This is a genomic window from Roseovarius salis, from assembly GCF_044472985.1.
In the GTDB taxonomy this organism is placed as follows: Bacteria; Pseudomonadota; Alphaproteobacteria; order Rhodobacterales; family Rhodobacteraceae; genus Roseovarius; species Roseovarius salis.
Genome location: NZ_JBISDG010000068.1, coordinates 1 through 10,220, shown reverse-complemented (window position 1 = coordinate 10,220; position 10,220 = coordinate 1). Strand labels below are relative to the sequence as shown.

The following is a 10,220-nucleotide window of genomic DNA, read 5'->3' as shown; positions in this document are numbered from 1 at the left end:
GCGCGGGTGCTCGCGCGCTGGCCGGGGCCGGTCGAGGTGCAGCGCACGGCGCATGACGCGCTCTGGGCGCATCGCCGCGCCGAGGGAGATGGGCCGCCCGTTCATGCCATGGGGCTGGCCAATTCCGAGACCGGGGTCATGAGCGATCCCCCGGCCCGGCGGACGGGTGCCCTGCTGCTGGACATCACGCAAGTGGTCGGGCGGGTTCCGTTTTCCTTTGCATGGAGCGGGGCGGATCTGGCCGTGATGTCGGCGCACAAGCTGGGCGGCCCCAAGGGCGTCGGCGCCCTGATCGTGCGCCGGGGATTAGACATCGACCCGCTTGCCCTTGGCGGCGGGCAGGAGATGGGGCGCCGCTCCGGCACGGAAAACATCATTGGTATCGCGGGGTTCGGCGCCGCCGTTGAGGCGGCGATGCGGGAACTCGCGGCCGGGGCCTGGGACCGGGTCGCACAGGTTAGAAAGATTCTAGAAAAATCCCTTGAGCAGGCGGCAAACGGGATTATTTTTGTCGGGAAATCGGAGCGGCGCCTGCCGAACACCTCGTGCGTGATGGCGCCGGGGTGGAAGGGGGAGACGCAGGTGATGGCGATGGACCTCGCCGGGTTCGCGGTGTCGGCAGGATCGGCCTGCTCCAGCGGGAAGGTGCGCGAAAGTCGCGTGCTTAAGGAAATGGGGTTCGACGCGCGCGAGGCGGCCAGCGCCATCCGCGTGTCTCTGGGCCCCGGGACGACGGAGGCGGAGGTTCTGCGCTTTGCCGAGAACTGGACGGCCCAATGGGAACGGCACCGCGCCCGCGCGGCGTGATCGGAAAGGAGACTGACATGGCGGCATTGGACGACACGGGTGTGAAGGAAGGCGTTGACAGGGAAACGGTCGACGCGGTGCGCGACATCGGCACCTACAAGCACGGCTGGGAAACCGAGATCGAGACGGAGTATGCACCCAAGGGCCTGACCGCGGACATCGTGCGCCTGATCTCGGAGAAGAACGAGGAGCCGCAATGGATGACCGACTGGCGGCTGGAAGCCTATGAGCGCTGGCTGAAGATGGAAGAGCCCGACTGGGCGATGGTGGAGTACCCGCAGATCGATTTCCAGGACCAGTACTACTACGCCCGGCCCAAGAGCATGGAGACCAAGCCCAAGTCGCTCGACGAGGTGGACCCCAAGCTGCTGGAGACGTACGAGAAACTCGGTATCCCGCTCAAGGAGCAGATGGTGCTGGCCGGTGTCGAGGGCGCCGAGACGCAGGCCCCGGCGGAGGCGCGCGAGGACGGTACGCCCGAGCGCAAGGTCGCCGTCGACGCGGTCTTCGATTCCGTCAGCGTCGGCACGACCTTCCAGAAGGAGCTGGAGAAGGCGGGCGTGATCTTCTGCTCGATCTCGGAAGCGATCAGGACCCATCCCGAGCTGGTCAAGAAGTACCTCGGCAGCGTGGTGCCGCAGAACGACCATTTCTATGCCGCGCTCAACTCGGCGGTGTTTTCCGACGGCTCCTTCGTCTACGTGCCGCCGGGCGTGCGTTGCCCGATGGAGCTGAGCACCTATTTCCGCATCAACGCCGAGAACACGGGCCAGTTCGAGCGCACGCTGATCATCGCGGACAAGGGCGCGTATGTGAGCTATCTCGAGGGCTGCACGGCGCCGCAGCGCGACGAGGCGCAGCTGCATGCCGCGATCGTCGAGCTGGTCGCGCTGGAGGATGCCGAGATCAAGTACTCCACCGTGCAGAACTGGTTCCCCGGTGACGAGGACGGCAAGGGCGGCATCTACAACTTCGTCACCAAGCGGGGGGACTGCCGTGGCGATCGTTCCAAGATCTCGTGGACACAGGTCGAGACGGGCTCGTCGATCACGTGGAAGTATCCCAGCTGCATCCTGCGCGGGGATGACAGTCAGGGCGAGTTCTATTCCATTGCGATCACCAACAACTGGCAGCAGGCCGATACCGGCACCAAGATGATCCACCTGGGCAAGAACACGCGCTCGCGGATCGTCAGCAAGGGGATCAGTGCGGGCAAGGCGCAGAACACGTATCGCGGTCTGGTGTCGATGCATCCCAAGGCCAAGAACAGCCGCAACTTCACCCAGTGCGACAGCCTGCTGATCGGCGACACCTGCGGGGCGCACACGGTGCCGTATATCGAGGTCAAGAACAACTCGTCCCGCGTCGAACACGAGGCGACGACCTCGAAAGTGGACGAGGACCAGCTTTTCTACTGCCGCCAGCGCGGCATCGGCGAAGAAGAGGCCGTGGCTCTGGTGGTAAACGGGTTCTGCAAGGACGTCCTGCAGGCATTGCCGATGGAATTCGCGATGGAGGCACAACAGCTCGTCGCGATCTCCCTGGAGGGGTCGGTCGGCTGAGCCGGTGCGTGGCCCCGGCCGGCAGGCCGCCGGCCAAGCCGCGCGCATGGACCCATCTATTGCTGGCCCCAGAGGGCGCGCGGCAAGGAATGACGGCAGGGCACTGCCTTTGCCGAAACAAGTGAGAAGGTAATAAAATGTTGGAAATCAAGAATCTGCACGTTGATCTTGAGGATGAGGAGAAGTCGATCCTCAAGGGCGTGGACCTGTCTGTTCCGGCGGGCAAGGTGCATGCCGTCATGGGGCCGAACGGGTCCGGCAAGTCGACATTGAGTTACGTTCTCGCCGGTCGCGAGGGGTATGCGGTGACCGAGGGAACAGCCACGCTGGAAGGTCACGACCTGCTTGACATGGAGCCCGAGGAGCGGGCCGCCGCGGGCCTGTTCATGGCGTTCCAGTATCCTGTCGAGATTCCAGGCGTCGGCAACATGACCTTCCTGCGCACGGCGCTGAACGCGCAGCGCAAGGCGCGCGGGCAGGACGAGATCAGCGCGGCGGACTTCCTCAAGCTCGTGCGCGAGAAGGCCAAGACGCTCAAGATCAGCCAGGACATGTTGAAACGTCCCATCAACGTGGGGTTCTCGGGCGGCGAGAAGAAGCGTAACGAGATCCTTCAAATGTCTGTTCTGGAACCAAAAATGTGTATCCTGGACGAAACGGACTCGGGCCTTGACGTGGACGCGATGAAGCTGGTGTCCGAGGGTGTGAACGCCCTGCGCGAGGAAGGCCGCAGTTTCCTGGTGATCACGCACTACCAGCGTCTGCTCAACCACATCCAGCCGGACGTTGTGCACATCATGGCAGATGGTCGTATCGTCAAGACGGGCGGACCCGAGCTCGCACTCGAGGTCGAGGAGCACGGGTATACCGACCTGGTAGGGGAGGTCGCGTAATGGCGTTGCCGCAGGCGAAAACGAGCGCAACGGAGGCGCGGCTGTCGGGCATGCACCTGCCCCCGAGTGCGGGCTGGTCCCGGCAGGCGCGCGAAGCGGCGCTGGCACGTGTGCGCGCCATGGGCCTTCCCGGGCGGCGCGACGAGTACTGGAAGTTCACGCGCCCCGAGTCGCTGGTATCGGCGGAGGCGCCGGCGGCAGCTGTGCTGGAAACAGACGAGGTGCCGCCTTTCGACGCTGTGGACCGGCTGAGGATCGTTTTCGTGGACGGGGTGTTCGACCCCGACGCCAGCGATGACCTGAGCCTCGAGGGCCTGAGCATCGAGCGGCTGAGCGAGGCCGCGCAGACCGACATACATTGGGCGCGTGACGTGTACGGCGTGCTGGAGGAACGCGGCCAGTCGCCGGTCGAGCGGCCCTTGGCGGCGCTCAACACCGCCTTTGCCGAGGATGGAGTCCTGATCCATGTCACCGGGCGGGTCAGCAAACCGGTGAACCTGATTTATCACCATAAATCAGAGACATCGGACGCGATGTTGCATCATGTCGTCCGGCTGGACGAAGGGGCGTCGCTGACGCTTTTGGAAAACGGGCCGGCCGCTGCAAGGTTCAACAAGGTGATGGAGGTGGACGTCGCGGACGGCGCCGCGTTTCACCACGTGCGCACGCAGGGGCGCGATCACGAGAGGCGGGCGGCAACCCATATCTTTGCCCGTCTGGGCGAGGAAAGCATTCTCAAGACGTTCACGCTGACCGTCAACGGGCGCCTGACACGCAACGAGTGCGTGGTGGAATTCACCCGCGAAAATGCCGTGGCCCATGTCGCCGGCGCCTGCGTCGGCGATGGCGATTTCCATCATGACGATACCGTTTTCGTGACCCATGACGCGGCGCACTGCGAAAGCCGGCAGGTATTCAAGAAGGTGCTGCGCAACGGGGCCGAAGGCGTGTTCCAGGGCAAGATCCTGGTGAAACCCGACGCGCAAAAAACCGACGGCTACCAGATCAGCCAGTCGCTGCTGCTCGATGACGACAGCGAGTTCTACGCGAAGCCGGAACTGGAAATCTACGCCGACGACGTGGCGTGTTCGCACGGCTCGACCAGCGGGGCGATCGACGAGGACGCGTTGTTCTACCTGCGTGCCCGGGGTGTGCCCAAGGAGATCGCGACAGACCTTCTGACGCTGGCCTTCCTCGCCGAGGCGGTCGAGGAAATCGAGGACGAGACCCTGCGTGACGAACTTGTCGGCCGGCTGGACGCCTGGCTGGCGCGCCGGCGGGACTGATGCCTGTCACCACGGATATCGTGGCCTCCTACCGGCGGGGGCCGCGCCAAGTGATGCGGCGCTTGCTGTCGATGGGCGGCAGCGAGGGTCGCGCGCTGGCGATCCTGATGGCGGGTTGCACGGTCACGTTCATCGGCCAATGGCCGAGACTGGCCCGCGAGGCGCACCTGACAGAGCAGGCGCTGAACCCGCTGATGGGTGGGGCGCTTTTCGCGTGGCTGTTCATCGCGCCTCTGGCTTTCTACCTGCTGGCCTTTATCAGCCATCTCGTCTGCCGCGCGGCAGGCGGTGGGACGAGCGCCTACGGCGCGCGGCTGGCGCTGTTCTGGGCGTATCTCGCGGCATCCCCGCTGATCCTGCTGCATGGTATGGTCGCGGGGTTCATGGGTCAGGGGGTGGCGTTGACCGTTGTCGGGGCGGCGTGGCTGGCGGTGTTCCTTTGGTTCTGGGTGTCCAACCTGCGCGAGGCCGGGTGGGGGCGGGCATGAGCTGGGAGCGCTTCATCGCGCTTCTGCGCACCACCGTGACGGACCCGCGGCAGGCCGGATCGGACGTCATCGCGCTGCGGTGGCCCGCGCAGGGGCTGTGGATAGCCCTGATGCTGATATCGGTGGTGCTGTCGCTGATGGTGTCGGGGCTGTTGCACGCCGTGGGATTGCCGCCGGACGAGATGGGCGAATTGCTGCGCATGTCGCCGGCCTATCGCGCGCCGCTGCTGTTCGCGCTGCTCAACTGGGGCCAGGCGCTTGTGTCGGTTTTCGTGCTTCACGGGACGGGCCGGATGCTGGGCGGCGAAGGCGCGCTGGAGGACATGCTGGCCGTCTTGATCTGGTTGCAGGTCGTGTCGGTCGTACTGGCGGTCGGCCTGTTCTTGGTCGGTGTCCTGCTGCCGATGATCGCGGGGCTGTTGCTGCTGGTCGCGTTCTTCTGGGGCATATGGGCGACAATCGGTCTCGTCGACGCGGCGGGCCGTTTCAACAACATGTTCAAGGCTCTGGGCGTGTGTTTTCTGTCCGTCGTGGCGGTTTCGATCATCATGACGATGCTGTCGGCGCTGGTGAACGGTCTTGTGACGAGAGGAGGCTGAGATGCTGGACGTGCAAAAGATCCGGGCCGATTTCCCGATCCTGCGCCGCGAGGTGAATGGCAGGCCGCTGGTCTATCTCGACAACGGCGCCTCGGCGCAAAAGCCGCAGGCGGTGCTCGACGCCATCATGACCGCCTATTCGCACGAATACGCCAACGTGCATCGCGGCCTGCACACACTGTCGAACATCGCGACGGAGAAGTACGAGGCGGTGCGCGGCACGGTGGCGCGGTTCCTGGGCGTCGCCGACGAACGTCAGATCATCCTCAACTCGGGCACCACCGAGGGCATCAACATGATCGCCTATGGCTGGGCCATGCCGCGGATGGAGTCAGGCGACGAGATCGTCCTGTCGGTGATGGAACATCATTCCAACATCGTGCCGTGGCACTTCCTGCGCGAACGCCAGGGGGTTCGGCTGAGCTGGGTGGATACCGAGCCGGACGGGCGGCTGGACGAGGAGAAGCTGATCGATGCGATCGGCCCCCGGACCAAGCTGGTTGCGGTCTCGCAGCTGTCGAACGTGCTGGGCACGAAGGTGAACGTGAAAGCGATCTGCGAGGCCGCGCATGCAAAGGGTGTGCCCGTTCTGGTCGATGGCAGCCAGGCGGCGGTGCACATGCCGGTCAATCTCGATGACATGGGCTGTGATTTCTACGTCATCACGGGGCACAAGCTGTACGGACCTTCCGGTTCGGGCGCGGTTTTCGTCAACAGCGAGCGTCTGGCGGAAATGCGCCCCTTCATCGGCGGGGGCGAGATGATCCGCGAGGTCAGCAAGGACACGGTCACCTATGCCGACCCGCCGATGAAGTTCGAGGCGGGAACGCCGGGTATCGTGCAGGCCATCGGGCTGGGCGCCGCGCTGGAGTATCTCATGGGGCTTGGCATGGACAATGTCGCCGCGCGCGAGGAACAGGTCCGCGACTATGCCCGGGACCGGCTGACCGGGCTCAACTGGCTGCACCTTCAGGGTACGACGCCGGACAAGGCCGCGATCTTTTCCTTTACGCTGGACGGGGCGGCGCACCCGCATGACGTGTCCACCATACTCGACAAGAAGGGTGTGGCCGTTCGCGCGGGCCATCACTGCGCCGCGCCGCTGATGGATCACCTTGGCGTGACGGCGACGTGCCGGGCGTCTTTCGGCCTCTACAACACCGAGGACGAGGTCGACTCGCTGGTCGAGGCGCTGGAACTGGCGCACGAGCTTTTCTCCTGATTCACGGATGCGGGGGCCGGCAAGGGCCATGTCGGCGCCGAGGTGCGATAACTCGGCAACACCCTGAAAACTCTTGCGGCAAGAGGCGGTTTTTCCTCGCGCAATCGTGAAAATCGGGTCGACAAACCGGATGATCCGTTGTTTTATCCACCGTGTTTAACGCGAAAGGAGCTGCCTCAATGAAAGCGATCAAGCTTATCACTCTGCTGGCAATCGGACTCGGTGCAACCGCCTGTGCGCAACAACAGCAGCAGGAAGAGCCCGCGCCGGTCGTCGTGCCCGAGCCTGTCTACGACAAGTACGGCAACCCGATGTAAGTTCGAGTGCCCGCTCGCCGGAACGGAAGAGTGGGTATCAAGATTGAAGGGGCCGTATGTTCCGTTGAACCTGCGGCCCCTTTAAATTGTCCCGGTGCCTCGCGGGAGAGGCGGGCAAAAAGCCAGTTTTTCGTGCTTGTGCAACCGGAGCTTGGCGGATAAACGGCACATCAGTGCACCTGTAGCTCAGCTGGATAGAGCGCTGCCCTCCGAAGGCAGAGGCCTCAGGTTCGAATCCTGACAGGTGCGCCATCTCACTTTTTGGGGTTGATAATCCTGCTAAAGCCTTGAATGGGAAGGCTAAATCAGGTGTTCGAAGTCCATCTTTCCGGCAGTAGGGCAGAGGCTGCGAAAATGCCAGTCTCAGCACAGTCTTTCGGCCCAACAGGTCCGCATTTTTCCATATTTTCCAAGGACTTGCCAAAAACCGGAGGGCGTGTTCGAACGACTCCGCAAAGGTATGCTTCGGCTTGCCGGTTTCAGCTAGCTTTTCTTGCGCCAGCGCCTTCTCGCGCTCCAGCTTCGCAACTTTCTTCTCGTAGGCCCTGACCACAGATGTGTTGCCTGTCTCGACGATGCGGTCGAGAAGCTGATCAATCTGCTTGTCCAGCGTCCTGACGCTCGCTTTAAGCTCCGCGACCGCCTCAGAAGCCTGAGCAGCGCGCATGTCCCAGGCGTCCTTGAACATGGCCCTCACGAGCCTGAAAAGCCCTCCAGAGGGCTCCAGACGGCTCAGAAGCTCTTCGAACTCACCTTCGAGCGCTTCGCGCTTGATCGACTTGCGATAACTCTCGCAGCCCTTGGTCGGGCAGAGATAGTACGGATATTTCTGGTTCTTACCCTTCGACCAGCAGGCCGTCAGCGGCTTGCCGCAATCATTGCACAGCACGAATCCCCGCAGCGGAAAATCTTCACTGATATCCTTGCGCGCCGGAGCCTTGGCCGTGCTTTGAAGCCTGTCCTGTATCTTTTCGAAGGTTGCGAGGCTGATCAGCCCCTCATGCTTGCCCTCACGAAGGCTGACGCCCCAATTCGGGACTTCGACATAGCCCGCATAGATCACGCGGGTCAGCAGCTCATAGACGCGCTGATTTCGAATCTCGCCGTTCGGCAGGTCTTTCGGCCATGACGGCTGGCGCTCCAGAAAGCGCTTCACTTCCACCTGCGTTGCAAAGCGGCCCGATGCGTAGCCTTCAAGGGCCTCTTGCAGGATCGAGGCTTTCGGCTCGTCACGGACAAGAATCTTCCCGTGGCCGCCGGTCCGAGCATAGCGGTATCCGACAGGAGCCTGAAACACCCAGTAGCCATTCTGCGCCCGTGCGCGCATCCGGTTGATGGTCTGCTCGCCGTTCTTCTGGCGCTGATGCTGCGAAACAGAGGCAAGCAGGTTCTCGACAAGCTGCGAATCCGAGTCCTTGCCGAACTCAATAGACGGGCTGACCAACACGCCGCCTGCGTTCTCGATCTCCATGCGCAGCTCGAAATGGGCCATAAGTCCGCGCGCGAGGCGGCTGATGTCATCAATGATGACAGCATGCGGCTCCTTACGATTCTGGCGCAAGAAGGCCAGCATCGCGGTCATGCCAGGCCGCGCGGTGATGCTGCCCGACATGTCGTCCCCGAAGACTTCGGCGATGTCATAGCCCTTATACTTGGCGAACTCGCGGCAGCGGGTTTCCTGCGAGCCGAGGCCGTCGCCCCGCACGGTCTGCTTCGTGCTCGACACGCGGCAGTAAATGACTGCCTTGGTGATGGCCTGTTCTTTTTCTTGTTGCAGAGTCATGTCGCCTCCGGCCCGTCAGGGCTGTTCTTACGTTGGTTTTATCGGATCATCCGAGTTTAACCGATCATCGGCACTTTTTGGACCTTGATCATCTCCGCCGGAATCTTTTCCACAGGCTTCTTGCAGCGGATAGACGCCATAGCCCAGCTCGACGAACGTGACCACGATGCTCCAGACGGCCCGCAGAAACTCTTCCTTCTGTTCCGGCGTGAGGTCAGCCCCGTCCAGGTATTCCTGATATCTGGCGACATCGACGGTAAGGGTCGGACGCGCCGAAGCCGAAAAGGCTTCCAGTATTTTTGAGGTGTTGTTGGCACCGGTGTCGTATTTCATCGGTCTCTCCGATCTATGTTCTTCACACCAACACCTCTTTTTATTCTACCGTATTTTTCGGTATTTCCGCAAAAAGAGGCGGGTTATTTCCTTGCTGCAAAGCCGCATTGAGCGCGACCTAGCCCGTTTCTCTCCGTCTGAGTCCGCGCCAGTCCGCCTCGCTCTGAATTGATCCGCGCGCGTAGAGCGCGCGTTCAATGCTGCGCTTGATCAGCGTGGGCCGCGTCAGATCGCCGTAGACACTCGCAACACGGAGCAGACCGCCTTCGTGCTGGATCATCACGTCATGGCCCCTGCGGTGATTGGGCAGGATCAGCACGTCTTCGACGGCAGATCGCGCCACAGACTTCGAGCGAAAGACGCTGTGCCGGACGCTGACCTCATCATCGTCTTCGTCGATGATGATCGTGACGTGCTCGCGATTGACCAGCCATGTGAACAGATCGAACAGGCCGAGTTCCAGAACGAGGATTGCACCACCGATCCAGTAGAGCGCGAACAGCCAACCACGCAGGTTTTCGAGCGGCACGTCCGTCACATCGGCACGCGCGACTGCCACCAGCGCGTCGAAGGCGTTCGAGAGCGCCATGATTACAAAGGCCGCTTGCGCCAGAAGGAAGTTTTCATCCGGTGCGGCAGCGCGCTCCGGCGCGTAATGCGTGATCAGCGTGACCGCAGCAAGAAAGACGGCAATCAGCCAGATAGAAATCCGCATCTCGTATCCGCTCGACGGCAGCCGGTGCGCCGCCTTGATGCGCGCACTGTTCCCGCGTGTCTGAAGGCGCGGCTCGCCGTCGATCCAATGTCTTTTGAGTTCGAGAATGTTCATCGGTTCTGACCTGCCACTGAACTTTCATCCAGCCGGAACCGGAGCCCTTTGGGTTGATACGCCGATTGGCGCAGGTGGAGCAACCGACATCCGTGCGGAGC

10 protein-coding genes, 1 tRNA gene and 1 pseudogene are annotated in these 10,220 nt (G+C 62.6%); 9 read left to right on the top strand and 3 right to left on the bottom strand.

Annotated features, from left to right (window positions below):
* The 9 genes from ACH13J_RS17605 to ACH13J_RS17565 all read left to right on the top strand — a co-directional run.
* On the top strand, positions 1–807 hold an 807-nt coding region (locus tag ACH13J_RS17605), incomplete at its 5' end, for an aminotransferase class V-fold PLP-dependent enzyme (RefSeq protein WP_397544658.1).
* A 17-nt stretch (positions 808–824) separates the two neighbouring features.
* Entirely contained in the window at positions 825–2,369 is a 1,545-nt protein-coding gene (gene sufB, locus ACH13J_RS17600) for a Fe-S cluster assembly protein SufB (protein WP_397544657.1), read from the top strand.
* A gap of 137 nt (positions 2,370–2,506) precedes the next feature.
* Positions 2,507–3,262: a Fe-S cluster assembly ATPase SufC gene (gene sufC / locus ACH13J_RS17595; protein WP_397544656.1), complete on the top strand. Its 756-nt coding sequence runs from the start codon at positions 2,507–2,509 to the stop codon at positions 3,260–3,262.
* Positions 3,262–4,548, top strand: coding sequence for a Fe-S cluster assembly protein SufD (gene sufD, locus ACH13J_RS17590; protein WP_397544655.1), 1,287 nt, complete (start codon positions 3,262–3,264; stop codon positions 4,546–4,548). The genes sufC and sufD overlap by 1 nt, the downstream gene beginning before the upstream one ends.
* A complete protein-coding gene (locus ACH13J_RS17585; RefSeq protein WP_397544654.1) occupies positions 4,548–5,036 on the top strand; it encodes a YIP1 family protein in 489 nt (162 codons plus the stop codon). Before sufD ends, ACH13J_RS17585 begins: the two co-directional genes overlap by 1 nt.
* A complete protein-coding gene (locus tag ACH13J_RS17580) occupies positions 5,033–5,635 on the top strand; it encodes a YIP1 family protein (RefSeq protein WP_397544653.1) in 603 nt (200 codons plus the stop codon). Before ACH13J_RS17585 ends, ACH13J_RS17580 begins: the two co-directional genes overlap by 4 nt.
* 1 nt (position 5,636) lies before the next feature.
* Entirely contained in the window at positions 5,637–6,857 is a 1,221-nt protein-coding gene (locus ACH13J_RS17575; protein ID WP_397544652.1) for a SufS family cysteine desulfurase, read from the top strand.
* Positions 6,858–7,036: 179 nt separating this feature from the next.
* Positions 7,037–7,174, top strand: a complete 138-nt coding sequence (locus ACH13J_RS17570) for a hypothetical protein (protein WP_397544651.1) — start codon at positions 7,037–7,039, stop codon at positions 7,172–7,174.
* A 175-nt stretch (positions 7,175–7,349) separates the two neighbouring features.
* Positions 7,350–7,426 (top strand) — tRNA-Arg (locus ACH13J_RS17565).
* 541 nt (positions 7,427–7,967) lie between these two features.
* Here ACH13J_RS17565 and ACH13J_RS17560 read toward each other — a convergent pair.
* The 3 genes and pseudogenes from ACH13J_RS17560 to ACH13J_RS17550 form a co-directional block, all read right to left on the bottom strand.
* Positions 7,968–8,957: pseudogene (locus ACH13J_RS17560) on the bottom strand (recombinase family protein); the annotation flags it as partial.
* Between the two features lie 27 nt (positions 8,958–8,984).
* Complete coding sequence (locus ACH13J_RS17555) at positions 8,985–9,290, bottom strand: hypothetical protein (protein ID WP_397544650.1); 306 nt, start codon at positions 9,288–9,290, stop codon at positions 8,985–8,987.
* Between the two features lie 118 nt (positions 9,291–9,408).
* On the bottom strand, positions 9,409–10,119 hold the full coding sequence (locus ACH13J_RS17550) for a hypothetical protein (protein ID WP_397544649.1): 711 nt from the start codon (positions 10,117–10,119) through the stop codon (positions 9,409–9,411).
* Between the last annotated feature and the right edge of the window lie 101 nt (positions 10,120–10,220).

Excerpts from the sequence above, each read along its gene's own strand:
- sufB (WP_397544657.1), top strand. The coding sequence starts at position 825 with ATGGCGGCATTGGACGACACGGGTGTGAAGGAAGGCGTTGACAGGGAA.
- sufC (WP_397544656.1), top strand. The coding sequence starts at position 2,507 with ATGTTGGAAATCAAGAATCTGCACGTTGATCTTGAGGATGAGGAGAAG.
- sufD (WP_397544655.1), top strand. The coding sequence starts at position 3,262 with ATGGCGTTGCCGCAGGCGAAAACGAGCGCAACGGAGGCGCGGCTGTCG.
- ACH13J_RS17585 (WP_397544654.1), top strand. The coding sequence starts at position 4,548 with ATGCCTGTCACCACGGATATCGTGGCCTCCTACCGGCGGGGGCCGCGC.
- ACH13J_RS17580 (WP_397544653.1), top strand. The coding sequence starts at position 5,033 with ATGAGCTGGGAGCGCTTCATCGCGCTTCTGCGCACCACCGTGACGGAC.
- ACH13J_RS17575 (WP_397544652.1), top strand. The coding sequence starts at position 5,637 with ATGCTGGACGTGCAAAAGATCCGGGCCGATTTCCCGATCCTGCGCCGC.
- ACH13J_RS17570 (WP_397544651.1), top strand. The coding sequence starts at position 7,037 with ATGAAAGCGATCAAGCTTATCACTCTGCTGGCAATCGGACTCGGTGCA.
- ACH13J_RS17555 (WP_397544650.1), bottom strand. The coding sequence starts at position 9,290 with ATGAAATACGACACCGGTGCCAACAACACCTCAAAAATACTGGAAGCC.
- ACH13J_RS17550 (WP_397544649.1), bottom strand. The coding sequence starts at position 10,119 with ATGAACATTCTCGAACTCAAAAGACATTGGATCGACGGCGAGCCGCGC.